This is a genomic window from Ferrimonas balearica DSM 9799, assembly GCF_000148645.1.
Classification (GTDB): domain Bacteria; phylum Pseudomonadota; class Gammaproteobacteria; order Enterobacterales; family Shewanellaceae; genus Ferrimonas; species Ferrimonas balearica.
Map to the genome: position 1 here is coordinate 2,343,792 of NC_014541.1, position 24,971 is coordinate 2,368,762.

Consider the following 24,971-nt stretch of genomic DNA (forward strand, 5'->3'; position numbering starts at 1 on the left):
CACGTAATCTATTAGGCGGCAAAGGAGGGATTACCGGCCATGGACTGCATCTTGATCATTGACGACAACCCGGCCATCGGCGAAGCGCTGTCGCTGCTGCTGGAACTGGACGGCCACCGCACCCGTTGCTGCACCACGCCAGAAGAGGCGCTGCAACTGGTGGAAGAGGAGGAGGTCGGGCTGGTGATCCAGGACATGAACTTCAGTGCCGACACCACCTCCGGCGAGGAGGGGCGCACGCTGTTTCACGCCCTGCAGGCCAAGGCGCCCGGATTGCCGGTGATCCTGCTGACCGCATGGACCGATCTGGCCATGGCGGTAGAACTGGTGAAGGCCGGCGCTGCCGACTACCTCGGCAAACCCTGGGATGACCAGAAGCTGCGCCTCACCGTCAACAACCTGCTGGAGCTGTCCCGCCTGCGCCGCCAGGCCCGGGCCCGGGAATACCAGCAGGCCAACCGAAAGCGCCAACTGAGCCAGTTCGACCTGTGCGGCATCCTGCTGCACAGCCCGGCAATGCTGGACCTGCTCGACACCACCACCCGCGTCGCCGCCTCCGGTCTGCCGGTGCTGATCACCGGCCCCAATGGGGCCGGCAAAGAGCGCATCGCCGATGTGCTCCAGGCCAACTCTCCCCTCAAGGATCGCCCCTACATCAAGGTGAACGTCGGCGCCCTGCCGCCGGAGCTGATGGAAGCGGAACTGTTTGGGGTGGAACCCGGCGCCTTTACCGGCGCCAGCAAACGCCGCATCGGCCGATTTGAAGCCGCCGATGGCGGCACCCTGTTTCTGGATGAACTGGGCAACCTGCCGCTGTCCGGTCAGGTGAAGCTGCTGCGGGTGCTGCAAACCGGGGAGTTCGAACGCCTCGGTTGCCACCAGACCCGCCGCGTGTCGGTGCGGGTGATCAGCGCCACCAACGCCGATCTGGTGGCTGCCATTCACGCTGGTACCTTCCGGGAAGATCTCTACTATCGCCTCAATGGGGTGCAGCTGGCGCTGCCACCACTGGCGGAGCGGGAAGAGGAGATCCTGCCGCTGGCCGAGCATTTCCTCGATGGCAAAGCGTCCCTCAGCGACGCCGCCCGCCAAACCCTGCTGGCCCACCCCTGGCCCGGCAATGTGCGGGAGCTGGAAAACGCCATCGCCCGGGCCGCCCTGCTCTGCCGCGATGCGGTGATCACCCCGGCGGATCTCGCCCTGCAGGCGCCGCCTCCGCCGCCGCCCACTTCCCCATCTGACCTCGACGCCGCCACCATCACCGACGCCCTGGCCCGCCATGGCGGCATGGTGGCCCGGGCCGCACGCAGTCTCGGGGTTTCGCGCCAGCAACTGTACCGGCGCATGGAGAAACTGGCGGTGAGCAAATGAGCCTGCGCGCCCTGTTGTTGCTGTGGGCCGCGCTGTCATCACTCATCGCCGCCCTGCTGGCTATCGGCCTGCCCCGCCTGTTGCCCGGCTACAGCGAGTGGTCGACCACGGCCCAGTTGCTCACCCTGGTGTTGGTGCTGCTGCCGCTGATGTTGCTGCTGGTGTACCGGCTCAGTCGACCGCTGCGCCAGGGGCTGGCCGCGCTGGAAGCGGGCATCCTGAATTTCGCTGACGGCGATTTCAGCACCACCCTGCCCCCTCGAGGCTCGCCCGAGACCCGAACTTTGGCAGAGCAGTACAACGCCATGGCGATCAAGCTGCGGCAGGAGCGATTTACCCTGCACCAGCGGGAGCTGATCCTCGACAAGGTACTGCAGAACTCGCCGATGCTGGTGCTGCTGACGGACGCCCGGGGCCGCATCGTACTGGCCAATCGGGAGACGGAGCAGTTCTTCGGCCAGACCGGACTGGAGGGCCAGAACCTCAGCGAACTCCTCGCCCCCTACGACAACCACACCCGTGCGCTGTTTGACGCCACCACCGATGGCCTCTACCCCCTCCATTCCGATCAGCAGGCCGACACCTATTACCTGGTGCAGGGGCAGTTCCACCTCCATGGCCAGCCCCACCGCCTGATACTGGCGCGCCAACTGACCCGGGAACTGGCCCGGCAGGAAGCGGCAGCGTGGAAGAAGGTGATCCGGGTGATCAGCCACGAGCTCAACAACAGCCTGGCGCCCATCAGCTCCATGAGCCACAGTGGCCGCGCCCTGCTGCCGGAACAGTCCGACCCGCGCCTGCATCGGGTGTTCAGCGCCATCGAGGAGCGTTGCCAAAGCCTCAACCGCTTTATCCAGGGCTACGCCACCTTTGCCAAACTGCCCACGCCGCAGCCGCAGTTGGTCAGCTGGCACGCCTTTATCGAGGGGCTGCGGGCCCAGTACCCCTTTGTGCTGCAAGGCGACCTGCCCGCACTGTCCGGCTGGTTTGATGCCAGCCAACTGGAACGGGCCATGGTTAACCTGCTGAAGAACGCCCACGAGAGCGGCAGTGACGCCGACGCCATCACCCTGTCCGTGGAAACGCTGGAATCCGGCGTCAGCCTGCGCGTCAGTGACCGTGGTCAGGGCATGAGCCAGGCCACCCTTAACCAGGCCCTGATCCCCTTCTACTCCACCAAACGCCAGGGCACCGGACTGGGCCTCGCCCTCTGCCGCGAAATCGCCGAAGCCCACGGCGGCCAGATGCAGCTACAAAACCGCCCCGACGGTGGCGTCAGCGTCAGCCTGTGGTTGCCGGAAGGGTTGGCGAGTGAAGCGGCAGGAGCGGCGGAGAAATTAAAGCGAGGGTAAGTTCAATTCGTGCGCCACAGGCGCACGCTAAAGCAGGTTTCGCACTCTGAATCGAAGCACTGGCGTTAACTGTAGCGTGGACCAGTGGCCCACGGAAACCAAATGGATTCGGGCAGACTTAAGGGGACACCCACCTTAGGAGCAGGGGCGAAACCAGCCATTAAGTTTGATAGCTCTGCTCTACATCGTCCCCACTCACAAAGCGTCGACAACCAAACACACCTACCCTGCCCAACCTCCCCTTACTCGACCAGATAGTCACCCAACAATGATTCGATGGTATTTACCACCTCGGCACAGATTTGAGCATTGAGGGCATCCGGGTGCGGTGGGGCAAAGCGGCCGCTGTCATTATCGAAGTACTGGCCTGAGGCGTTGGCAAACTCCTCCGACAGGGCGGCGCGGGTCAGGATGTCGGCGCCGATGTTGAGGTCACCGCCTTTTACGCCAAAGGCGTCGCTCACCATCTTGCTGCCCAGCAACGAAGCGGGGTTTACCGCGATGTTGATCGGCTCGTTGGCGGCGCGGTTTAAGCCCCACTGCCGTGACCACATGGTCAACGCCAGTTTGCTCTGGGCGTAGGCGGCGCTGTCAGACAGAAACTGTTCCCCCCGCAGTGCTGCCAGGTCCACGCTGGCCTGGGCGGCGGAGGAGAGGTTCACCACCCTGCCCTCAGCGCCCAGCAAGGGAGCTAGCTTCTTTGCCAGCAGGTAAGGCGCCAGGGTGTTCACCACAAAGCGCACATCGAGACCGGACTCGGTTCGGGGGTTGGGGGTGCTGTAGACCCCCGCGTTATTGATCAGCACATCCAGGGCCTGTCCGCTGACCAGCACCGTGCGCGCCATCGCCACCACCTCCTCCAGACGCGACAGATCCGCCTGCAGAACCTGCACCGGACCTGCGCCGGGGATGGCGGTCAGGGTGGCCACCGTGTCCGCCAGTTTGCTGGCACTGCGGCCATGCACCAACAGGTGGTGCCCTTCGGCGGCCAGCAGTTTTGCGGTGGCCAGGCCGATGCCGTCGGTGGCGCCGGTCAGCAGAATGGTTTTCGCCATGAATGAGCACTCCTTAAACGCCACCGGGCGGGAACCGCGCGGTTCTGACACCGGTGAATCCACAAATTCGTGGTCGCAGGATCATGAATCGATACCGCGACGGCTGCCACAACCGAACCCGCGCAGAGGGCGAACCACGATGCCATTGAATATATGGGGGAACAGTACAGGGTAGCTCGTGGATCGCGGTAAGCCATTCGCAAATCGAAAAAAAAGGTTCTTCGCGGATCAGCGGGGAAAGAAGACAGAAGCGACTTCTCCAATAAAATACCTTTTCATGGCCTCTGCTCGCCTTGAGGGACTGATGCTGTTTCCGAATAAGAGTGAGCACCCAGCTATCACGGCGCAGCCGTCCACCAAAGGCCGACTCGCGGCGCCGAGCGGGAGCGACTGGGAGTGAAGCCGAGGGCCAGGGAAGGCCCGAGTGCCAGTCGAGCAAGGATGCGAGTCTGGCCAGTGCTGAACGTGAAGGAGTGGGAGCGAGGGGCTGTCGCCGCGTCGGAGGCAGGGGTGTCAAGAGCGGGGCGCGCAGCCGGGCAGCGCCCTTCTGGTGCCCGCCGGGGCATCCCGGCAATGGCTCGGTAGGTGGAAACGGGCTCGGAGCCAAGGTTCCCACGGAAATATGCGATGACCCCCCCCAAAAAAAGCCTCCGCGAGGGAGGCTTTTCTGACTCAGAAACGCGCTATCAGTCGATGGAGATGGCGGCTTCGAGGGTCAGTTTGATCATGTCGTTCAGGGTCAGCTGGCGCTCTTCAGCGGTCAGGTGCTCACCGCGAACGATGTGGTCGGTTACGGTCATCATCGCCAGTGCCTTGGCGCCGAACTCAGCAGCAACGCCGTACAGGCCGGCGGCTTCCATCTCGACACCCAGCATGCCGTACTTGGCCATGGTGGCGTAGCGGGACTCGTCCGGGCTGTAGAACAGGTCGGAAGTGTACACGTTACCCACGTGGTAGTTGGCACCCTGCTTCTGGGCAGCGTTAACCGCGGCAGACAGCAGACCGAAGTCGGCGATCATGGCGTAGTCGGTACCCGGGAAACGGGTGCGGTTCACACCGGAGTCGGTGGAAGCGCCCATGGCCAGTACCACGTCCATCATCTTCACGTTGTCGGAGATGGCGCCGCAGGAACCGATGCGGATGATGTTCTTCACGCCGTACTCGGTGATCAGTTCTTTGGCGTAGATGGAGATGGACGGTACGCCCATGCCGGAACCCATTACGGAGATGCGCTTGCCCTGGTAGGTGCCGGTGTAGCCCAGCATGTTGCGCACGTCACACACCTGTACGGCGTCTTCCAGGAAGTTCTCGGCGATGTACTTGGCGCGCAGCGGGTCGCCCGGCATCAGTACGGTGTCGGCAAAGGCGCCAGCGGGAGCATTAATGTGAGGGGTCATGGGTAGTCTCCACTTATTGGAAGGTAAACAGCAGGCCCGCAATGGTGCCGCTCATCAGGTTAGCCAGGGCCGCGGCCAGCAGGCAGCGCGGGCCGATTTGGCCAAGAACTTGGCGACGCTGGGGCGCCATCGCCACCAGGCCACCGATCACCATTGCCAGGGAGCCAAAGTTGGCAAAACCACACAGGGCAAAGGTAACGATGATTTGGGTTTTCGGGCTCAGGGTGTCAGCGACAGACATAAAGTCGACGTAAGCCACGAATTCGTTGATCGCCAGTTTCTGGCCGATAAAGGAAGCCGCCACCTGCGCTTCAGACCACGGCACACCCATCACCCAGGCCAGCGGTGCCAGCAGCACACCGAGGATGGATTGCAGTTGCAGCTTGGCTTCGGCAGCGGTCATCACGGCCTGAACGGCGGCGGCGTTGTTGTCGCCCAGGTTCAGACTGCTCAGGTTCTCAATCAGTACGCTGCGGTCGATGGCGGTGATCCACTGGCCGATCTCGGCAGCGTTCTGCTCGGTGGCCTGGGCCAGTGCAACCGCAAAGCCATCAAAGGCCGGCAGGTTGGCGGCAGTGGCCTGCAGAGCGTCGAAAGCCGCTTGCAGGTCGGCGTTACCGTAGCCGAAGAAGGCCGCAATGCCGGACAGCATGCCGTTGATCAGGGCGATCAGGGCAACAAAAGCCAGCAGCAGTGCACCCACCTGGATCACCTGCTGCATGCCCATGCTGGCACCGGCTGCCGCAGCGTCCAGTACGTTAGCGGGCTTGTCTTCCACTTCGTCGATGACCTTGTTCAGGTCCTCTTCCGCTTTCTCGGTTTCCGGGCACATCAGCTTGGCAAACAGCAGGCCAGCCGGGGCGGTCATAAAGCAGGCGGTGAGAATGTACTTGGGGTCGATGCCCAGAGAGATGTAGCCAATCATGGTGCCGCCAGCCACGGACGCCAGACCACCGGTCATCACGGCGAACAGCTCGGAGCGGGTCATGCGGTTAACGAAAGGACGCACCAGGGAGGGCGCCTCAATCGGGCCGACAAAGATGTTGGCGGTGGCAGACAGAGACTCAGCGCGGGAGGTGCCCAGGATGGCGCGCAGGACGCCACCGATGCCGCCGATGATCTTCTGCATCAGGCCGAGGTAATAGAGCACGGAGATCAGGGCGCAGACAAACACCAGCGGACCCAATACGTGCAGCAGGAAGATGAAGCCGACCTTAAAGTTGGCCAGGTCACCCATCAGGAAGCTCAGACCGGCGTTAGCGTAGCCAATCACGTTGTTGACGCCATTGGAGGCGGCCTGCAGGACGCTTTGGCCTGCCGGCACGAACATCACGAACGCGCCAAAGGCGATCTGGAACGCCAGTGCGCCCGCTACGGTGCGGACGGAAACCGCACGCCGGTTTTCAGAGAACAGCAGGGCAATACCGATCAGGGTCGCCATGCCCAGCAAACTGATGAAAACTTCCATAAAAATTACCACGAACTAAAGAGTTAGCGTCGATGGTAATTTCATTCGATGAAGTGTCGAGAGAGCCAGATCACAGGCTGCGTTGCGCAACGCAAGTCGGCGCGAACCGCCCGAAAAACCGGGCAAAATTCCGCCGCACAACAACAGGAGGGAAATGAAAACACTACGCCAGCACTACGCCCGCAACACCAGCGCAATGTTCGGTCAAATTCTGAGCCGATTCCATCTCGTTAAGGGCGGTCGATTTTTCGCCATTAACGCTGTAATTTAATTACCGTTTCGTCCTTTTAAAACGGTCACTTGCGCCTATTTCTGGCTTTTTTCACCTTGCGCCAACCAGTGCTGATACAAGCCATCAATGTCACCGCTGCACAACCGTGACATTGCGGCGGCCAATTGCGCCTCCGGCCAGTCCCACCAGGCCATCTCCAGCAGTTTGGCCTGGGCGGCATCATCAAACCGGTGGCGAATCAGACGCGCCGGATTGCCCGCCACAATGGCATAGGGCGGCACATCCTTGGTGACCACTGCACGGGCCGCAATCACCGCCCCGTGGCCGACCTTAACCCCCGGCAGAATCATCGCTTCACTGCCAACCCAGACGTCGTTGCCCAACACGGTGTCCCCGGCCGGTTGCCAGGCGTCGTTGGCATCGGCAAACGCCGGATTGTCCTGATAGAAGAAGGGAAAGGTGGTGATCCAGTCCATGCGGTGGCCCTGGTTGCCCGCCATCACAAACACCGCGCCGGTGCCGATGGAGCAGTAACGCCCGATGATCAGGCGGTCGACGTCGGTGCGGTCCGGCACCAGATAGCGCACACAGTGCTCAAAGGGGTGACCGTGGTAGTAACCGGAATAGTAGCTGTGCGCCCCCACGTCGATATTGGGGTTGCTGACCTGCTCCGCCAGCGGTTTGCCGGCAAAGGGGGATTCAAAGTAGTTGTTCATAATGCTCCTGCAATGTCGCCGTTATGGTAGGCCAAATTGCCGGAGCATGGCGTGACGCTGCTGGCGAAACGCCAAGGTTCAGGCACTTTGCAGCGGGGCTGCCAGCCACTCGGGCTGGCCCAGCGGCAACACCTCACTGCCCTGAATCACCAGCGCGCTGTGGTCATCGCACATGGCCACCGGGTAGCAGTGATGGCGGGCCAGGGCCGCCGCCGCGGTTTTCAGCTGCGGCTGGGCGTGGGGCAGGAACAGAAAAGGCAGCAGGTTGGCGCCCTGGGTGTCGTCCAGTTCCACCGAATTGGGGTCGCCGCACAGTGAGGCGGTATCGATGCTGGGGGTTAACACCATGGCACCCGCACTGACGCCCACCAGTGCCCTGCCCGACTCGCCATGACGCTTAAGGGGCAACAACAGGTTTCGGGCCTGCAACCCCGCCAGAAAGCGGTAGGTGTTGCCGCCGCTGAGGTGAATCAGGTCGCACTCCAGCACCCGCTGGGCGGTGTCGGCATCGAAGCGCTGCTCCAGCTCCAGGTAGTGGACCTCGCCCGCGCCGAGCCGGCGGTACATCGCCCGAACCGGTTCAAAGTAGTGCCATTGGGGGTCGGGCTCTGCCGCAATATAGCCGATGCGGGGACGCGTCATGCCACTGAGCACCTGGCGCAATGCGGCCTGGGCGGCCGGGGAGTCCGGCTGGCTGATCAAGGCGATCATGGCGTGCCTGCCTTACCCGCCTCGAGGATGGGCAAACCCGCTTCGGTGGGGATGTAGATGCGCTCGCCTTTGCCATCCTGCAGCCCCTTAATCCAGACGTAGCGCAGGTAGGCTTCGTTGTCCTTCAGCGAGGCGCCGATGATGCGGTTGGCCTCTGCCGCGGCTTTAGCCCGTTCAATGTCCGCCTGCCCTTCGGCACGGGCGCGAACAATCTGAGCCTCGCCTTCGGCCTGGGCCAGAGTTACTTTGGCCTTGGCTTGCATCAGCGCGGCCTGCTCCCGGGCCCGGGCCTCCTCAATCAGGATCTGTTTGCTCCACTCCGCCTCTTTCAGCGCCGCGATGCCACTCATCTCCTGCTTATACACCCGGTATTTGGGCCAGGCCCACAGTGCCGCGATGATCAGCAGCACCACCAGTAAGATCAGTGTCAGCAGGCCGCCAAAGGCCAGTGCCGGTCCGTTCCGGTTCATTCCACGTTGTCCCTGTGTTCTGGCCCGGAGGGGGCACTCCCGCCCTCCCCGATTGGCTCAATCCAATGCGTTAATCCGACCCAAAGCTATCAGCTAACCCGTTCAGATTGAAGGCAAAGCCTCAATCCAGTCGTTTTTTAAAGCGCAGCGAGGCGACCACCAGGCCCACCACGGTAAAGCCCGCCAGCCACAGGGCATCCGGTTGCAGATCCGCCAACGTCGCGTCCCGCAGGATCACCCCACGGATGGCCCGCATAAAGTGGGTAGCAGGCAGCACCTCCGCAATCTGCTGCGCCACTTTGGGCATCCCCTCATAGGGGAACATAAAGCCGGACAGCAGAATCGACGGCAGCAACACAAACACCGTCATCTGCATCGCCTGCAACTGATTGCTGGCCAGGGTGGAGATCACCAGCCCCAGCGACAGGCTGGCGGCAATAAACAGTCCGGTGATGCCCGCCAGGCTGGCCAGTGAGCCGCCGATGGGCACATGGAACACCCAGTGGCCGAGCCCAAGGATGATGCCCACCTGAATAAAGCCGATAAAGACGTAGGGGATGATCTTGCCGATCATCAACTCGATGGAGCGCACTGGCGTGTTGATCAGCATCTCCATATTGCCCCGCTCCCGTTCACGGACGATGGCGGCGGAGGTGAACATGATCATGGTCATGGTGAGGATCACCCCCACCAGACCCGGCACGATATTGACCGCGGTGCGCTGCTCCGGGTTAAAGAACAGGGTGACTTCAAAGGTGGGCACGGTGCGGTTGGCCGGTTGCCGGAACAGCTCTTTCAGAGGCATCGCCCTGAGTCCCTTGATCGCCCCGGCGATCATGGTGTCCGAGCCATCCACCAGCCAGTGCGCCACCGGACGGCTGGTCTCTTCATCGGTGGCGGGCGGCGAACCCAACCCCACACTCTGGTGGCGCACCAGGCGTTGGCTCAGGTCTTCCGGGATCACCAGCGCGGCACGCACGGTGGAGGCTTTAATGGCCGCTTCCGCCTCCTGCACCGTGGCGAACTGCTCGGTGAACTTCACCACCTGGGTGGCGCTGACGGTCTGCACCAGTATGCGGGACAACGCGGTGTTGCTTTGGTCCACCACCGCCACCGGGATCTGGCGGATGTTGGTGTTGATGGCATAGCCGAACAGCATCAGCTGGATCAGCGGAATCATCACCACCATGCCGAAGGTCATCCGGTCCCGGCTGAGCTGGGTCAGCTCCTTGCCGACGATCGCCAGTATGCGACTAAGACTTTGCATGGGACGCCCCTCCCCGGCCACCGGTGCAGGTGACAAACACATCCTCCAGACTGGGCCGCACCGCCTCAATGGCATTGGCGCCCGCCAACTCCGGCAACTGGCGAAGCCAGCTGGCGGGGTCATTCACCTGATCGGACACCAATACCCGAAGCCGCGCCCCTAACTGGGCCGCCGAAGTCACTTCGGGACGGGCCACCAGTTGCTGTTTCAGTGCGCGCAGGTCCGGCGCGGCCACCTCCACCACTTTGGCGCCCATATTGTCCATCAGCCCCTCCGGGCTGCCATCCGCCCGTTTCTGGCCCCGTTCGAGAATGGCCAGGCGATGGCACCGCTCCGCTTCATCCATATAGTGGGTGGAAACCAGGATGCTGGTGCCCTGATCGCACAGGTCAAACAGCTGTTCCCAGAACTCGCGACGGTTTTCCGGGTCCACCGCGGAGGTGGGCTCATCGAGAAACAGCAGTCGCGGCTGATGAATCACAGCGGCAGCCAGGGCCAGGCGCTGACGCTGTCCGCCACTCATGCTGCCGGCGCGCTGGTTGGCGTTCTCCGTCAGGCCATAGATGGACAGCAGTTGGTCGATACGGCGCCGCCCCTCCCGGTACGGCAGGCTGTAGATCCGGGCCACAAAACGCAGGTTCTCCAATACCGTCAAATCCTCGTATAGGGAGAATTTCTGAGTCATGTAGCCAATCTGCCGTTTCAGCGCTTCCGCCTGCTGCGGCAGTTTCAGCCCCAGCACCGTGGCCTCACCGACGCTGGGGGTCAGCAGTCCGGTCAGCATGCGGATGGTGGTGGTTTTGCCGCAGCCGTTGGGGCCGAGAAAGCCGTAGATGGTGCCCGGCGCCACCTGCAGGTCGACATCATCAACCGCAGTAAAATCACCGAACCGGCGGGTCAGACCCCGCGCTTCAATTGCCCACTCCATCGGTCACTCCCCCGTCGGCATGTCCACCTGCACCGGCACGCCGCTGGGCAGGTTGGCGGCACTGGCAGGCAGTTGCACCTCGGCCAGGTACATCAGGCGGGCACGCTCCTCCTGATTGAGGGCGTAATAGGGGGTAAATGCGGGTTCCTGACTGATCCAGCGCACGCTGCCCTCTATCGGGTCAGGCAAGCCATCAATATGAACGGTTAACTCGCTGCCGGTGCGGATATGCACCCGATAGGGTTCCGGCACATAGACGCGGGCATAGGGCGCATCACCGGCCAGCAACACCGCCACCGGGCTGCCCACCGTGACCCGCTCGCCAAGGTTCCAGGGCAGGCTGTCCAGCACCCCATCGCGGGTGGCGGTGATGGTGAGGTCGGACAGCCGCTTACGCTCACTCTCCAGTGACGCCTGATTGGCCGCCAGCTCCGCTTCAGCCATACGCAGGTCCTCTTCACGGGTGCCGTTGGTCAGCTCGCGCAGTTGCTCCTGGGCCGAGCGCAGGTTGGCGTCAGCGGCGTCGCGGTTGGCCAGCGCCCGGTCGAGGTCGGCCTGGCTGATCATCCTGCGTGCCACCAGGTCACGGTTGCGCTGGTAGGTTTGCTGCGCATCCAGCAAGGTGGCCCGCGCACCGGCCACCCGGGCCTGGGCAGCCGCCACCTCCTCTTCACGGGCACCGTTGCGCAGCTTCTCCAGATTGGCCTGAGCGCGGATCACCTCCGCTTCGGCCCGAGCCACCACAGAACGTTGCTGACGGTCATCCAGCTGCACCAGCACCTGGCCGGTCTCCACCGTCTGCCCCTGCGCCACCGGCAGGCTGACCACCACCTCGTTTACCGTTGCGGTCAGGGCAACCCGGTCCCGCTCCAGCGTCCCCAACGCCAGGTGTTCCGGCCCATAGCTGCACGCGGACAAAAGCATTCCCGCCAGTACCACCATGCCACTGCGCATACTCGCCTCATCAGTTTGTGGTTGTGGCTTTACTTTTGGTGAAATACAAAAGAAATACAAGGTGATGAGATCAAGCCTTCGGAGGCGTTAGCCATTGCTACACTGTCCAGAGGGTGACTAAGGAGGGTTTATGAGCGCACAAGCGCGACTGCGGATACTCAAGTGGGTGCTGCGGGTGGCGGGGCTTGTCATGCTGTTCGGCTGGTTGCCGCTGTCACTGCTGTGGCCATCGGGCTGGGGCTGGTACCTGCAAACCGACCATCTCTACTTTGAGGTGCTGCTTGGTGTGTACGCCACTCTGGGCGTATTTCTCATCTGGGCCGCCAGTGATCCTCTCGCCCATCGCAGCCTGATCTGGTTTACCGCCTGGTCCAGCCTGGTGCATGGCGGCGTGATGACCTGGCAGGCACTGCGCGACCCGTCCCACTTCGGCCACTTCTGGGGTGACGTCCCCGCCTTGCTGGTGCTGGCCGTGCTGATCTTCGTATTGATGCCCAAGCACGGATGGGACCTCAGCTGACCTGCACGTTGCCCCACAGTAACCACTGTGATATACGGGTTACTTCGTTGTTTCCATGGAAGAATTCTCAGTGCAGGACCATACCCAAGATCTGGAGTTTGTGCGCTCCGCCACCCTCAGTACCATCGTTAATACCGAGATCCGGCCCAGCGCCCTGCATGGCTTCGGCCTGCACGCCACCGCCCCGATCGCCGCCGGCACCCTGCTGTGCGTGCTTGACGGTCAGGTGATGCCCATCGCCCACTATCAGAAGATGGAAGCGCAGATCGGCCCCAGCCTCGGGCCATTCCGCAAGTACGTCTACATGGAGTGCAACTACCTCGACAACCAGACACTGCTGGCCCGCAACTTCCGCACCAGCTACAGCTACATCAACCACGCCCGGGACGCCAATACCGAACTGGTGCGCCACCCTCTGCGCCTGGTGGCCCTGCGTGATATCGCCGCGGATGAAGAGATGACGGTGGATTACCGGAAAGAGCAGCTTTCCGATGACTACCTCAATGACCCTGCCAAACAGTTTCTTTAAGGCGGGGCCGCTCAGAGATGGTGAAAATCCGCATGATGTGCGTGCAGCCCATCGAGGTGAGCGTCGAGCAGTACGAAAACCTGCTGGTGCGCAAATCTCACGCCCGTTCGCTGCACAGCCGCTATGACCAGAACCCGTTCCATACCGAATGGCTGCAACAGTTCCGCCAGCACCACCGCAAGTTTGTCAACAACAAGTCCCTGTTCGGCGAGGAGACCCAGCGGGTCGACGCCAACACCCTGAAAGCTGACCTCGCCCAGCCCCTGTACCACGTTGGGGGTGAGCACGACCTGTCGGAGTACCTGATCCCGGAAGAGACGGTGTACGACCTGGTGTTCGACCCGCGCTTCTTTAACTTTGTGTTGGTGTATGAGCTGGCGTTTGCCCTGCCGGAGCACAAGCTGGGGCAGATCCTGACTGCCGATCAGGCCGATGTGCGCCAGGACGATTTCTACAACACCCTGCGACGCCTGATGGTGAAGGAGCGCGATGATTCGCCGTTGTCCCAATGGGCCGTTGCCATCCGCCAGCAGGTGCTGGATACGGTGGAAACCACCTGCCGGGCGGAGCGTCGCCGTAATGGGTTTAAAGTCGCCAACATCGGCAATAACTCCGGCAACATCACCTTTTTTGTCGACGCGCCGGTCAGCGATACCCGGGTCAAGGGCCTGTTCCTCAACTGCAACGCCAACGCCGAGCGCCTGTTGGGGAACTGCACCACGGTGGTGGACAACGACAAGGTGCATTACGCCTTCTTCAGCCGCTTCCACACCATCATCAGCGATGACCCCCGCTACTACTACCGCTATGCTCCCATCCAGTACCACATCCAGTTCATCTGGTTCTATGTGCGCTACTACAGCGAGATCATGGAGGTGCTGAACCATCACGTGATGGCGCTGAACAGCCAGGCCCGCATCGGCTCCAAACGCCACGTGATCGATGAGTACATCAACAAGATCGAACAGCTGAAGATGCACAACGAAAACTTCAAGCTGGCCATTGAGTCCGACAATACGGCGGTGTACGCCCAAATCGAGGGCAAGTGGAACATCGAGAGCAGCCTGGCCAACGCCCAGTCCTACGTCTCCTTTTTTAAGGACTATCTGGAACGGGCTTACATCCGCAAAGCGGAGCGGGCCAGCCAGCGCCAGAACCACATCCTGTTTGTGATCTCCTGCATCCAGATCCTCGGCCTTATCAGCATCTGGAGCGACTACCTCGGCCTCTCCAAGCTGAAACACGCGGTGCTGGGCACTGAGCTGAGTCACCAAAGCGGCGAGTACTGGCTGCTGCACTTCAACACCTGGCTGCCCATCGCCCTGTTTGCCAGCCTGATCGCGCTGGTGGTGTTCGCCTACTTCAAAAGCGATTAAGGCCCCTGCCCCACACGGCGACTGCCGTGTGGGGCGGTTACCCTTTCCCGTTGACCCGCCGTCCCGCCGATGCTGAGGCCGCAACAGGCCCGACACACCGCTCCACTCTGACGCCTCCCCCGATACCGCGCTAACCTTCTATTCTCTATGGATTCATCATCCGCCGGTCTCATCAAGGAGTGAACTCAATGGCAACAGGTCTTTGCTTAACGAGGATTAATCGGTTCGCCGTCGCTGCTCTGGCGGCAACCAGTTTTGCCGCCAGCCTGCTTACCACAAGCACTGTGGCGCTGGGCGCGGAGCCAGCCGACACGCTCTACCGGGGCGGCCCCATCCTGACCATGAATGATGCCCAGCCACGGGCGGAAGCGCTGGCCGTCAAAGATGGACGGATCCTTGCCGTGGGCACCGAGTCGGAGATTCAACCCTACATCGGCGCGCAGACGCAGGTGCGGGAGTTGAACGGTCAGGCACTCATTCCCGGCTTTGTCGATGCGCACGGCCACGTCGCTGCGGTGGGCCTGCAGGCTTTGGCCGCCAATCTGCTTCCGCCCCCGGATGGCGATGGCAACAGCATCGAGGCGCTTCAGTCGGTGCTGCGCCAGTACGCCAGTGAGTACGAAGCGCGGATCAATCGGGTCAATGCCATCATCGGCTTTGGCTACGACGACTCGCAGCTTAAAGAGCAGCGCCACCCCACGCGCCAGGAGCTGGATGCCGTCAGAGACGACATCCCGGTTTACATCGTGCACCAGTCCGGCCATCTGGCGGTGGCCAACACCAAGGCGCTGGAGGTCGCGGGCATCACCGACCAGACCGAAGAGATGCCAGGCGGCGTGATCCGACGGGAAGCCGGCACTCAGGTGCCCAACGGGGTGCTGGAGGAGACTCCCCACTTTGTGGCACTGCAAAAAGTGCTGGGTAATCTCGACGCCGACGGCGCCAAAGAGATGATCCGCGCGGGCAGCAAACTGGTGACCACCTACGGCTATACCACCGCACAGGAGGGGCGTGCCACCACCGGTCAGGTGCGTTCCATGCAAGCGCTGGCCGCCAGCGATGAAGGGTTTGATATCGACATAGTGGCGTACCCGGACATTCTGGTGGACAGAAGCTTTATCGCGGAACAGGTCTCCCGTGAGTACCGAAACCGGGTTCGGGTCGGGGGGGCCAAGCTGACCATCGACGGTTCACCCCAGGGCTTTACCGCCTGGCGGGATCGCCCCTACTACGCGCCTCCGTCCCAGCTTCGCCGTGATTACGTTGGCTATCCCGCCGCCTCGCCGGATCAAGTGTTTGAGGCGATCAACTGGGCCTTTGCCAATGACATCCAACTGTTAACCCACTCCAACGGCGAGGCCGCCACCGACCTGCTGCTCGCCGCCATTGGCACCGCAGCCGCCGAACATGGCAATGACGACCGACGCGCCGTGCTGATCCACGGCCAGTTTTTACGTGAAGACCAGGTCGACGCCATCAAGCGCCTGAAGCTGTTCCCCTCCCTGTTCCCCATGCACACCTTCTATTGGGGCGACTGGCATCGGGAGCGTACGGTCGGGCCAGAACTCGCCGACAACATCTCACCCACCGGCTGGGTGCTCGACCGGGGCATGCGCTTCTCAACCCACCATGACGCCCCGGTGGCGTTCCCCGATTCCATGCGGGTGCTGGATGCCACCGTAACCCGGCGCAGTCGCAGCGGTGACATCATCGGTCCGGCGCACCGGGTCGATGTGATGACCGCCCTGAAAGCGATGACCCTCTGGCCCGCCTGGCAGCACTTCGAGGAGAACGAGAAAGGCTCGCTGGAACCGGGCAAACTGGCGGATCTGGTGGTCCTCTCCGCCGACCCCACCGCCGTCGACCCCGAAACGCTCGATCAGCTCACCGTGGTAATGACCATCAAAGAGGATCAGGTGATCTACCAGGCCGACGACCAACCCAGCACCAGCCTGCTGTGGCCCCGCCACCTCGGGGGCTCCGCTCCGGACGGCCCCTACTGGCGGCAGCAATTGCATTCGGGTCATCGGCACTGACAAAGCCCCACTCAGCAGAAAGGCCAGCGCATTGCTGGCCTTTTGTTTTGATTAGGCGCAATCGGCTTACAAGCCGAACTTGTAATAGAGATAGAACCGGGTGTCGGTCAGATCATCTGATGCGTCAAAGTTGACGATGGCATGGCGGGCCCGGACACTGAACCCTTCAACCAAGTGGTTCAGGTCATACCAAACGGAAAAGTCCGTCTCGTTGATCCCCTGGTTATCCTCCCCATCGATGTCATAGGTTGCCCAGTTCACGTACGCACTGACACCACGCAGCGCCGAGTCAGGCGCAAAACGGTAGCTTAGCTGCGCGCCGTAGGCATCCTCATTGGCACGACCGGACTGCACCACCTGCTGGATGATCACCTTTTCATCACCGAAGGGGGCGACCACATCGTCGTCGCCGGTTTGAACGTATTTGACCACCGCATCAAACCCACGCCATTTCACCCCAAGATGAAAGCCCGCCTGATGGGTATCGAACTGGGCTTCGGTCTGAGACAGTTTGCCGTTGGAGGATTGCTTCAGGTAGGAGGGGGTGAAGTACCAACCGGCGCTGCCCAGCTCGCCACTGAAGCTGAGCTTGAGATAGTACTGGTCATAGACGTCGTCCATGCCGTAGTACCACAGGCTGGTCTTCATATTCAGTGCCGACAGCGCCAGATTATGATCAAGCCCGAACGCGATCATGGGATTGTCTTCCACATCGACCTTAATCCCCTTGCGGGCAAACTCCCCCGCTACGCCGTCTGACACGTCGGCAAAGGTGTCATTGGTCCACCCCATATAGTCAGTGATATAGAGGGCCGAAATGGCCAGATTATCGATCGAGGTATTCTTGATGCTGGCCCCCCGGTAGGTGAACGGAATAGCACGCAAGGGGAACGGGTTCATCATCGGCGTCCGCAACTCCTGTGCACCGTAGGTCAGCTTGGTGTCGAACCAGTTGCCACTGACAAAGTACTCCTGAAGTCGGTTAACCGCGGTGCGATCCACCAGCGAGCCTGGCGCGCCTGCGCCTCCTACCAGGCCATAAAGACCTTCACTGGAATCCCAGATGGGGTTGGCGGACGCGAACGCGCCGCCGAACTGAATCCCGTTGACCTCGCCTGAGCGAAGATAAAACAGCCCACCCAGCGAGGTGTCCCGCCGGTCCTGAGTATCGCCATCAAAATTACGTTGAAAATCGAAAAGCTGAAATTGGCCTTTAAAACTGCCGTCATTAAACAGGTTCGCCAGGCCATCGTCTGCCAGTGTTGGGAAACTCACCAAACTGGCGGCGATCAGATAATGGATCCGGGTTTTCATTTGTATCATCCTAATACAGGCCATCACCACAGCCAGAGGCATAATGGCAAGGGAATTTAATTCGTAATGGATTCAGCGGGACATGGCAGTGCCGCCATTCCACTTTGGGTGATTAATTTCGTTAATTTCTACGGAACGACAAATTCGTAACGCAGGTGGCAACCCAGGCAGTAATTTTCAGATTCCTGATGTTGGTGATGGCAATAGTTGCAATTCGTTTCAGTACTGAAGTGACGGTTGTCATGAGGATTGGTTGGTAAGGTATCCTCAGTGGATTTCGCCAATGCCTTGGTATCGTGGCACTCAAGGCATTTTGTCATGGGTACGGCTTGTCGGGGTTGGGCATCGCCATGACAGTCAGTGCAACTCATCCCCATTCCGGCATGAAACGCATCCAGTTGCCCTTTTTCCTGGGCAAGCGTGACGGAAGAGAAACACATCAGTGACAGCGCGAATAACCATTGAGTCGGGGTGCGATATTTCATCATCGATTCCATCCATTCATTCTTGTTGTTGGTGGGGACCATTACAGGCGGGCAACGTGCTTACCGGTGAGGTAGCCAAAGGTGTAGCAACGGCCCAGTGACAGGCCGAACACGGTCAACGGGTAATCCACCCCACCGTAGAAACCGCCACCCAGGTTGCCGATAACGAACAGTCCACCAATGGGGTTGCCATCTGCATCCAACGCCTGGTGGTTTTCATTCACCAGCATCCCGGAGCACACGGCAGAGATGCGCATACGACGGTGAATGCCATAGAAGGGCGGTTTAACAACCGGCAGCATCTTGTCGGCCGGCTTACCGAAGTCCTCATCCTTTCCGGTCTTACACAGCTCGTTATACCGCTTCACATTGGCCACGAACGTGGCGGGATCGCAGCCCAGCTTCTGCGCCAGTTCCTCCAGCGTGTCGGCAACAAAGGTGTTGGTTTGGGACGGATAGACACCGTGTTTCTCAGCGGGGTCTTCCGGCATGTACTTTTTCAGCCCCTCAGGATCGACCAATTTGCCCGGCCAACCGGCCGCCTGGGTCATGTAGTTGGCGTCAAACACCTGAGAGTAATGGCCCGCGTTTTCTGCATCGCGCAGGTAGTTGTTCATCAGCGACATCGCCACGGTCTCATTCACAAACCGCTCGCCCTTGCGATTCACGGCCAGGAACGGCATGTCGCACATGGACGCCGGGCCCGCATCGAAGTCATGCAGCATCTTGGTGTGGCCGACCGGTTCGATCACCCCGCCAGCCCAATAAGCCATGGCGAAACCGTCACCGGTGCGCTCCATCTGCTTGCGCTCAAAGTGTTTGAGATCCGGCAGGAAGAAGTCGCACATCGCTTCGTTGTTCTGGTAGTCACCCGAGGAGAGGATCACCCCTTTATTGGCCATAAACTTGTGGTAACGGCCATCGCGGTCCTGGGCGATGACGCCGATCACACGGCCCTCCTCGTCCTGGATCAGCTGCTGGGCCGGCGTGTTGAAGAAGAACTTCACCCCGGCTTTTTCTGCGGTCTTAGCCAGCGCACGCATGCCATCGCCCGCGGTGTAAGGCTTCGGCCCGAAGTAGGAGGTGACGAAGTTGAGCGGGTATTCTGTGATCCCTTTGATGCCATGCTGGGGTTTGGTGCCCTGATCCTCTACCTGAGCACCGCCTTTTCTGGCCCGGTCGATAACCCAGGACACCGCTTCCCCGGAGTGATAGGCCCACGACCTCACCAATGCCGGGCTGCAGCGATGGGCGCTGTCCGACATCAGGCGGCTGACCAACGCCTCAACGCCGGCTTTATCGCTGGTTTTAAGGTCGAGACCGGAGCCGGTATTGCCCTGAGAGACCACGATCGCCTGCTTTTGCAGAACCGCGACTTTGGCGCCATTTTCGGCGGCGGACAGGGCGGCAGGCACACCGGATGCCCCGGCACCGACCACCACCACATCAAAACGCTGGGTGGAGGCGATTTCGCTGTCGGCAATGGGTCGCGGCTTTGGCATAAAGCTCAGGGTGGCGCCACCATCGGCACTCTTTGCCAGCCGTTCTCCCGCTTCCATCGGCTTGGCTTCCGCCATCCCCCCGGTGAGTCCAGCAAACGCCATAGCGCCAGTGCCCATCGCGGCACCGGTCATAAACCGTCGGCGGGAGATGCCATTCTGCAGTACATTGGCGGTATATTGGTCCAGCGGCTTTTGCGCTGTGGGCTTATCTTTACTCATCTCTCTCATCCTTTTTGCAAATAATGGCTTCAAATTTTTTCCGCCATAAATTTGTGAAATCAATTTATCCACTGACAATTTCATTCCTGTCAGGAACGAATTCGTGTTTGGATAATCAATCCTGATTTCAATGTTGAGTTTATCGAGATGAGTTGGCTTAACCATATGGCCGATAGCATCGTCGCTATGCAAATATGGTCATGCAGAGGCAGGTTCCGATCACGTAATACATCGCCCATTTGAAAAAGATCACAATGGGAGCCTATATGGTAAAAATGCCTTATCGAAAACGATGAGAAAAGTCGGCATCAAAAAAGGATCGCCGTTCATCAGATGGAAAATGGCGCCATAAATATAGAAAGGCGAAAATAAATAACGAAAAAACCGACACCTCTAGCAAATCCTCCCCCTCCCGAAAAGGAATAGTGAGAATGCCTTAATCGTCATATAAAGGGTGACGGTATTCATAACCGCTGCAACGCTGAGAGTCACAGCCCATTTACCAACAAAAAAACGAGAAAGTTTTTGCTTGGACAAGGGGGAACAATGACTGAATAGCAGCACATTTACAGTATTCGCCCCTATTGGATTGAGTGGCGGATCGTTATGAGTAGACTGAACCCAGTCGCACAGCCATCCCACCGCAGCCTGGAGCCAGTATGAATATCGAAGTTTTACGGGCGTTTCATACCACCGCCATCTTTGCCAATGTGAGTAAAGCGGCAGCGCAGTTGGGCACCAGCCAATCGGTACTCAGTCGTAAAATCAAAGCGCTAGAGGCAGAGCTTCAGGTTGACCTGTTCCATCGGGCCGGCAACTCCATCCAACTCACCCACAAAGGCCGTCGCTTCTTTACCACTGTCGACAACATCCTTGGCGAGCTGAACCAGGGGCTGGACAGTTTGCGAAGCGCGGATACCGGTGCCACTGGCTCAGTCATGGTGGCCGCGCCGGCGAGTTTGCTGGAAGCCCATGCCAACCTGTTCCAAAGCCTCAACGCCAGCCATCCCGGTATCCAGCTTAACCTGCGCTCAGTCAGCGCCCGCGACGCCGGACAGATGGCAGACGCCGACATCATGATCAGCAACAATCTGCCTACGGATCAGAACCTGATTGCGCGCAAAGTCGCCGACGAGCCCGCCGTATTTTGCGCCAGCAGGGATTACCTTGCTCGTCATGGCACGCCGTCGGACCCCTCGCAACTCCGCAACCACAACTGCCTGACCGGTGGTGCCGCCCTCAAGCCCGAGGCGGACTGGCTATGGCGAGACGCCAACGGGCAGGAGCAAAGTGTTACGGTCAGCGGCGTTATCACCACCGACTCCATGGGCGTTGCCAAGCGGATGATGATTGGTGGAGCGGGCATTGCCTGTTTGCCGCTTGGGCTGGTTATGGACAGCGCGTACGACTTCGAGATCCTGTTTGACGGCGAATGCTACCGCCCGATGTCGATCTACCTGGTGTATCCAGCGAATAAATACATGGCCCAGAGTGTTCGCGTCACCATCGACCACACTCTCCACCACTTTGAATTACTGCAGGCACGCTTTGGCGAGGCGTTGCAGGCGCGAACACGCCGTTCCTGAGCGGATACCCAACATCACCATTTACCTCATTCCCTTGGCTACCCGCCCTGGCGCTATCCCTCTGATTACACTCGACTCAATCGTGGGCCATCAACCCGGTGGCTCAATTGCCGCCATGGAAAATTCAGTGTAATAATTGAGCACTACTGCAAGGGAGATGCAGTCCCCACTTGATGGAGCAAGGCATGGCGCACGGACGCAAGTATTCCATTCGGGTCACCGTGGGTGGCTTGTTGATCCTGGCAACGCTTATCACCGGACTGGTGGCGCTGGCACTGCAGTTTCATTTCACCAAGGAGATGACTCAGGAGGGGCTGCTGGATCGGCTGGGCCTCACCAGCGAAGCGATCTCCGCCGACATCGCCAAACTTGACCGCGACGCCCACTTTACCGGCCAACTGCTTAGCCAGGTGGCGAAAGGGGCCTTAGCCCCGGAGCAACGACAACGCCGCATCGAACTGCTGAAGCAAACACTGGATGGCAACCCCCAGTTCTACGGCGCCTACTTTGGCCACGGCGATGGCGAGTTTGTGCAGCTGATGAACCTGAACGCCTCGCACGTGCTTCGGGAGAACCTTGGTGCGCAGGACAGTGACCGATGGGCGCTGGTCCACTATGAGCAGCAGTCAGGGCAACGCGTCCGGGTGACCCGCCTGTTGGACGACAACCTCAACCAAACCCACCGCGAACAGCAACCCGACAATTACCAGCCAAGCCAACGCGCCTGGTACAAGGGGGCGATGCGCAACGGCAGCTATAAGACCGACCCCTACCTGTTCCACACCGTTGAGATCAACGGCCAGACCTACGCGCACCGGGTGGCCGATACCGATGTGGTGGTGGGCATCGATGTGGTGCTCTCCTCCATCGCCCGCAAGTTCAATGACTACACCCGCTACCACGACGTTATTGAGGCCACCGAAGCCTACTTTTTTGATCACCACGGCGAGATCATCGCCGCCAACCAGACGGTACCCGCCAGCGCGCCACTGCCTCCTTCCCGTCCGCTGCCGCTCAGCGCAGAGCAGCAACAGTACATCGCTCAGCTGGGCACCCTCACCGTCTCCAACCAGGACGCCTGGGAGCCGATGGATTTCTCCCTTGGTGGCGTCCCCAAGGGTTATGCCATCGACATGTTTGCCATCATCAGTGAGATGACCGGCATCCCGTTCCACTTCAGTAATGGCCAAAGCTGGAATCAGCTACGACGTGGCTTTATCGATGGAGACATCGACATCCTCCACTCCCTTCAACGTAATCTCGGCAGTCGTCATCTGGGTCTGTTCAGCAGCCCGATGTACACCATGCCCTTTGCCTTGATGACCAAAGAGTCCACTCCGGTCACCCGGCTGGGTGAGTGGCAAGGGCGACGGCTGGGCATGATTGCCGGCTGGTCGATCATCCCGGCCCTCCGTACTCACTATCCGCACCTTGAGGTGGTGGAGTTTTACGATCTGAAACCCGCCTTTGATGCCCTGCGGGACGGCCAAATCGACGGCGTCATCGACGCCAGTGATGTGCTCCGCTACAAGGTATCCCAATACTATTTTGGTGACGCCACCATTCACGAAAACCTCAGTGATCTGGACAACCGCTACGACGGCCACTTCTACCTTGTGGTCAACAGCGAAAAGTCGCAGTTGCACCAGATCCTGAACCTGGCGCTGGCCAACATCAGTCAGGAACAACGCACCGCGTTGGCGCAAAAGTGGCTGCAGGCGGAAAACGGCCGCCCCAGTGCCCGCTTTGCCAGCATTGTGCCTCACAAGGCGGTGCTGGATATCATTGAGCGTGAAGAGGGACTGGGCCAGCTCCAGCGGCTGACACTGAATAAAGAGCCCGCCTATGTCTACGTCGAGCATGTGGGCAACTTTAATCAGCTCAAAGACTACATCGCGGTGATTTTGCCGGAATCCCATGTTGACCAACTGGTGCTGCAACGTATCGCCCCATCGGCGCTGGTCACGGCGGCCATCATCCTCGCACTGCTGCCCCTGGCCTGGGCCTTCAGCCGCCCCATCGTGCGCCCTATCCTGCAGTTGCGACGCGCCACCATCCAGATTGAAAAGCGCCAGTTTGACCAGGTAGAACCGGTGCAGACCAACATCAAAGAGTTGGACGACCTGTCGCGCTCGGTAAACCAGATGGCGGACACCATCAACGCCCATGAAAAGGCACAGCAAGCCTTTATCGAATCCTTTATTGAGCTGATCGCCAACGCCATCGATGACAAATCGCCCTACACCGCAGGCCACTGCCACCGGGTTCCGGAGCTGGGGCTGATGCTGGCTCAAGCGGCAGAGCAGTGTCAGGAGGGGCAGTTTGCCGGGTTCGCCTTTGCCAATGAGGATGAACGCCGGGAGTTTCGCATCGCCGCCTGGCTGCACGACTGCGGCAAGATCACCACCCCGGAACACATCGTTGATAAGGGCAGCAAACTGGAAGCGATCTACAACCGCATCCACGAGGTGCGGATGCGTTTTGAGGTGCTGTGGCGGGACGCCGAACTCGACGCGCTCAAACAGCTGGCCGACGCGCCGGAGAAAGAAGCCGACATCCAGGCGCGACTGGCTGAGCGCCAACAGCAGTTGCAGGAACAATACGCCTTTGTCGCCAACTGCAATGTCGGCGGCGAATTCTTTGACGAAGCCAGGATCGAGAAACTGCACGACATCGGTGCCCAGACCTGGTTACGCCATTTTGACGACCGCATCGGGTTATCGCCGCAGGAGGAGACTCTGCTGTGTGATGACGCCAGGCCACTGCCCGCCGTTGAACCTCTGCTGGCTGACCGCCCAGAACACAAGGTCAGCGCACGACATGACCGGGAAAACGACCCGGCCCTTGGGATCACCATGGTGGCGCCGTTGCTGGAGCAAAACCTGGGCGAGCTGTACAACCTGAGCGTTGGACGTGGCACCCTGACTGCCGAAGACCGCTACCGCATCAATGAACATATGGTCAGTGGCATTAAGATGCTGGCGAGCCTGCCCTTCCCGCCCGAGCTCAGCCGGGTACCGCGCTACGCCACCAGCCACCATGAAACCCTGGATGGCAAAGGCTACCCCCGTGGTCTGGTGGGCGAGCAGATGTCGATTCCGGAGCAGATCCTGGTGCTGTCAGACATCTTTGAAGCCCTGACCGCCTCCGACCGCCCCTATAAACGAGCAAAACCGCTCTCCGTGGCCATCGACATCATGCACAAGATGGCGCTGAACCGGCATTTTGATCCGGCGCTGTTCCGCCTGTTTCTCAGCAGCGGTACGTACCTGCGCTATGCCCGGGCCCACCTGGCGCCGGAGCAGATCGATCACGTCGACATCGGGAAATACCTGAAAACAGAAGGCGCCGATGCCCCGAAGGCAGCGGTCAGTCAGCCGGAACACATGACGGAATAGAGAATAGAGAAAAGAGAAGCAGAGCGGCAGCCTGGATCGAACGGCGCCCGCCGCTGGCCGACTTTGCAGTACCGATTCACTCTGG

Annotated in this window: 20 protein-coding genes; 8 read left to right on the forward strand and 12 right to left on the reverse strand. The window is 60.4% G+C overall.

Going from position 1 to position 24,971, the window contains the following annotated elements; all coding sequences use genetic code 11:
- The first annotated feature begins 39 nt into the window (after nucleotides 1-39).
- Entirely contained in the window at nucleotides 40-1,371 is a 1,332-nt protein-coding gene (locus tag FBAL_RS10670) for a sigma-54-dependent transcriptional regulator (protein ID WP_013345608.1), read from the forward strand.
- A complete protein-coding gene (locus tag FBAL_RS10675) occupies nucleotides 1,368-2,723 on the forward strand; it encodes a sensor histidine kinase (protein WP_013345609.1) in 1,356 nt (451 codons plus the stop codon). The genes FBAL_RS10670 and FBAL_RS10675 overlap by 4 nt, the downstream gene beginning before the upstream one ends.
- Before the next feature lie 242 nt (nucleotides 2,724-2,965).
- Here FBAL_RS10675 and FBAL_RS10680 read toward each other — a convergent pair whose 3' ends face one another.
- The 9 genes from FBAL_RS10680 to FBAL_RS10720 form a co-directional block, all read right to left on the reverse strand.
- Complete coding sequence (locus tag FBAL_RS10680; RefSeq protein WP_013345610.1) at nucleotides 2,966-3,778, reverse strand: SDR family NAD(P)-dependent oxidoreductase; 813 nt, start codon at nucleotides 3,776-3,778, stop codon at nucleotides 2,966-2,968.
- 686 nt (nucleotides 3,779-4,464) lie between these two features.
- Nucleotides 4,465-5,175 carry a purine-nucleoside phosphorylase gene (gene deoD, locus FBAL_RS10685; RefSeq protein WP_013345611.1) on the reverse strand — a complete coding sequence of 237 codons (711 nt, stop codon included), beginning with the start codon at nucleotides 5,173-5,175 and terminating at the stop codon, nucleotides 4,465-4,467.
- Between the two features lie 13 nt (nucleotides 5,176-5,188).
- Nucleotides 5,189-6,643 (reverse strand): NupC/NupG family nucleoside CNT transporter, encoded by a 1,455-nt coding sequence (locus FBAL_RS10690; RefSeq protein WP_013345612.1) that lies wholly within the window; start codon nucleotides 6,641-6,643, stop codon nucleotides 5,189-5,191.
- Between the two features lie 306 nt (nucleotides 6,644-6,949).
- Nucleotides 6,950-7,591: a type B chloramphenicol O-acetyltransferase gene (gene catB / locus FBAL_RS10695; RefSeq protein WP_013345614.1), complete on the reverse strand. Its 642-nt coding sequence runs from the start codon at nucleotides 7,589-7,591 to the stop codon at nucleotides 6,950-6,952.
- A gap of 78 nt (nucleotides 7,592-7,669) precedes the next feature.
- Nucleotides 7,670-8,302, reverse strand: a complete 633-nt coding sequence (locus FBAL_RS10700; protein ID WP_013345615.1) for a Type 1 glutamine amidotransferase-like domain-containing protein — start codon at nucleotides 8,300-8,302, stop codon at nucleotides 7,670-7,672.
- Nucleotides 8,299-8,772 carry an SPFH domain-containing protein gene (locus FBAL_RS10705; protein ID WP_013345616.1) on the reverse strand — a complete coding sequence of 158 codons (474 nt, stop codon included), beginning with the start codon at nucleotides 8,770-8,772 and terminating at the stop codon, nucleotides 8,299-8,301. Before FBAL_RS10705 ends, FBAL_RS10700 begins: the two co-directional genes overlap by 4 nt.
- 121 nt (nucleotides 8,773-8,893) lie before the next feature.
- Nucleotides 8,894-10,039 carry an ABC transporter permease gene (locus FBAL_RS10710; protein WP_013345617.1) on the reverse strand — a complete coding sequence of 382 codons (1,146 nt, stop codon included), beginning with the start codon at nucleotides 10,037-10,039 and terminating at the stop codon, nucleotides 8,894-8,896.
- The gene (locus FBAL_RS10715) at nucleotides 10,026-10,967 is read right to left on the reverse strand and encodes an ABC transporter ATP-binding protein (RefSeq protein ID WP_013345618.1); all 942 of its coding nucleotides are present in this window, start codon (nucleotides 10,965-10,967) and stop codon (nucleotides 10,026-10,028) included. The genes FBAL_RS10710 and FBAL_RS10715 overlap by 14 nt, the downstream gene beginning before the upstream one ends.
- A 3-nt stretch (nucleotides 10,968-10,970) precedes the next feature.
- Nucleotides 10,971-11,921: an HlyD family secretion protein gene (locus tag FBAL_RS10720; protein ID WP_013345619.1), complete on the reverse strand. Its 951-nt coding sequence runs from the start codon at nucleotides 11,919-11,921 to the stop codon at nucleotides 10,971-10,973.
- A gap of 130 nt (nucleotides 11,922-12,051) precedes the next feature.
- On the opposite strand from FBAL_RS10720, the gene FBAL_RS10725 reads away from it, so the two are divergent.
- The 4 genes from FBAL_RS10725 (at nucleotide 12,052) to FBAL_RS10740 (ending at nucleotide 16,382) form a co-directional block, all read left to right on the forward strand.
- Nucleotides 12,052-12,441 (forward strand): DUF6632 domain-containing protein, encoded by a 390-nt coding sequence (locus tag FBAL_RS10725; RefSeq protein WP_013345620.1) that lies wholly within the window; start codon nucleotides 12,052-12,054, stop codon nucleotides 12,439-12,441.
- A gap of 55 nt (nucleotides 12,442-12,496) precedes the next feature.
- Entirely contained in the window at nucleotides 12,497-12,970 is a 474-nt protein-coding gene (locus FBAL_RS10730) for an SET domain-containing protein (RefSeq protein ID WP_013345621.1), read from the forward strand.
- A gap of 17 nt (nucleotides 12,971-12,987) precedes the next feature.
- On the forward strand, nucleotides 12,988-14,346 hold the full coding sequence (locus FBAL_RS10735) for a hypothetical protein (RefSeq protein WP_013345622.1): 1,359 nt from the start codon (nucleotides 12,988-12,990) through the stop codon (nucleotides 14,344-14,346).
- A 188-nt stretch (nucleotides 14,347-14,534) separates the two neighbouring features.
- Nucleotides 14,535-16,382, forward strand: a complete 1,848-nt coding sequence (locus FBAL_RS10740; RefSeq protein WP_013345623.1) for an amidohydrolase — start codon at nucleotides 14,535-14,537, stop codon at nucleotides 16,380-16,382.
- Nucleotides 16,383-16,448: 66 nt separating this feature from the next.
- On the opposite strand, the gene FBAL_RS10745 is transcribed toward FBAL_RS10740, so the two are convergent.
- The 3 genes from FBAL_RS10745 to FBAL_RS10750 all read right to left on the reverse strand — a co-directional run bounded on the left by FBAL_RS10745 (nucleotide 16,449) and on the right by FBAL_RS10750 (nucleotide 19,902).
- A complete protein-coding gene (locus FBAL_RS10745; protein WP_013345624.1) occupies nucleotides 16,449-17,696 on the reverse strand; it encodes an OprD family outer membrane porin in 1,248 nt (415 codons plus the stop codon).
- A 128-nt stretch (nucleotides 17,697-17,824) separates the two neighbouring features.
- The gene (locus FBAL_RS19955) at nucleotides 17,825-18,184 is read right to left on the reverse strand and encodes a cytochrome c3 family protein (protein WP_245544348.1); all 360 of its coding nucleotides are present in this window, start codon (nucleotides 18,182-18,184) and stop codon (nucleotides 17,825-17,827) included.
- 38 nt (nucleotides 18,185-18,222) lie between these two features.
- Entirely contained in the window at nucleotides 18,223-19,902 is a 1,680-nt protein-coding gene (locus FBAL_RS10750; RefSeq protein WP_013345626.1) for an FAD-binding protein, read from the reverse strand.
- Nucleotides 19,903-20,561: 659 nt separating this feature from the next.
- On the opposite strand from FBAL_RS10750, the gene FBAL_RS10755 reads away from it, so the two are divergent.
- Nucleotides 20,562-21,488, forward strand: a complete 927-nt coding sequence (locus tag FBAL_RS10755; RefSeq protein WP_013345627.1) for a LysR family transcriptional regulator — start codon at nucleotides 20,562-20,564, stop codon at nucleotides 21,486-21,488.
- A gap of 185 nt (nucleotides 21,489-21,673) precedes the next feature.
- Nucleotides 21,674-24,886, forward strand: coding sequence for an HD domain-containing phosphohydrolase (locus tag FBAL_RS10760; RefSeq protein ID WP_013345628.1), 3,213 nt, complete (start codon nucleotides 21,674-21,676; stop codon nucleotides 24,884-24,886).
- The last annotated feature ends 85 nt before the right edge of the window (nucleotides 24,887-24,971 follow it).

What these genes read in the sequence shown, in the direction of transcription:
- FBAL_RS10670 (WP_013345608.1), top strand. Translation starts at nt 40, where the DNA reads ATGGACTGCATCTTGATCATTGACGACAACCCGGCCATCGGCGAAGCG.
- FBAL_RS10675 (WP_013345609.1), top strand. Translation starts at nt 1,368, where the DNA reads ATGAGCCTGCGCGCCCTGTTGTTGCTGTGGGCCGCGCTGTCATCACTC.
- FBAL_RS10680 (WP_013345610.1), bottom strand. Translation starts at nt 3,778, where the DNA reads ATGGCGAAAACCATTCTGCTGACCGGCGCCACCGACGGCATCGGCCTG.
- deoD (WP_013345611.1), bottom strand. Translation starts at nt 5,175, where the DNA reads ATGACCCCTCACATTAATGCTCCCGCTGGCGCCTTTGCCGACACCGTA.
- FBAL_RS10690 (WP_013345612.1), bottom strand. Translation starts at nt 6,643, where the DNA reads ATGGAAGTTTTCATCAGTTTGCTGGGCATGGCGACCCTGATCGGTATT.
- catB (WP_013345614.1), bottom strand. Translation starts at nt 7,591, where the DNA reads ATGAACAACTACTTTGAATCCCCCTTTGCCGGCAAACCGCTGGCGGAG.
- FBAL_RS10700 (WP_013345615.1), bottom strand. Translation starts at nt 8,302, where the DNA reads ATGATCGCCTTGATCAGCCAGCCGGACTCCCCGGCCGCCCAGGCCGCA.
- FBAL_RS10705 (WP_013345616.1), bottom strand. Translation starts at nt 8,772, where the DNA reads ATGAACCGGAACGGACCGGCACTGGCCTTTGGCGGCCTGCTGACACTG.
- FBAL_RS10710 (WP_013345617.1), bottom strand. Translation starts at nt 10,039, where the DNA reads ATGCAAAGTCTTAGTCGCATACTGGCGATCGTCGGCAAGGAGCTGACC.
- FBAL_RS10715 (WP_013345618.1), bottom strand. Translation starts at nt 10,967, where the DNA reads ATGGAGTGGGCAATTGAAGCGCGGGGTCTGACCCGCCGGTTCGGTGAT.
- FBAL_RS10720 (WP_013345619.1), bottom strand. Translation starts at nt 11,921, where the DNA reads ATGCGCAGTGGCATGGTGGTACTGGCGGGAATGCTTTTGTCCGCGTGC.
- FBAL_RS10725 (WP_013345620.1), top strand. Translation starts at nt 12,052, where the DNA reads ATGAGCGCACAAGCGCGACTGCGGATACTCAAGTGGGTGCTGCGGGTG.
- FBAL_RS10730 (WP_013345621.1), top strand. Translation starts at nt 12,497, where the DNA reads ATGGAAGAATTCTCAGTGCAGGACCATACCCAAGATCTGGAGTTTGTG.
- FBAL_RS10735 (WP_013345622.1), top strand. Translation starts at nt 12,988, where the DNA reads ATGGTGAAAATCCGCATGATGTGCGTGCAGCCCATCGAGGTGAGCGTC.
- FBAL_RS10740 (WP_013345623.1), top strand. Translation starts at nt 14,535, where the DNA reads ATGGCAACAGGTCTTTGCTTAACGAGGATTAATCGGTTCGCCGTCGCT.
- FBAL_RS10745 (WP_013345624.1), bottom strand. Translation starts at nt 17,696, where the DNA reads ATGAAAACCCGGATCCATTATCTGATCGCCGCCAGTTTGGTGAGTTTC.
- FBAL_RS19955 (WP_245544348.1), bottom strand. Translation starts at nt 18,184, where the DNA reads ATGATGAAATATCGCACCCCGACTCAATGGTTATTCGCGCTGTCACTG.
- FBAL_RS10750 (WP_013345626.1), bottom strand. Translation starts at nt 19,902, where the DNA reads ATGAGTAAAGATAAGCCCACAGCGCAAAAGCCGCTGGACCAATATACC.
- FBAL_RS10755 (WP_013345627.1), top strand. Translation starts at nt 20,562, where the DNA reads ATGAATATCGAAGTTTTACGGGCGTTTCATACCACCGCCATCTTTGCC.
- FBAL_RS10760 (WP_013345628.1), top strand. Translation starts at nt 21,674, where the DNA reads ATGGCGCACGGACGCAAGTATTCCATTCGGGTCACCGTGGGTGGCTTG.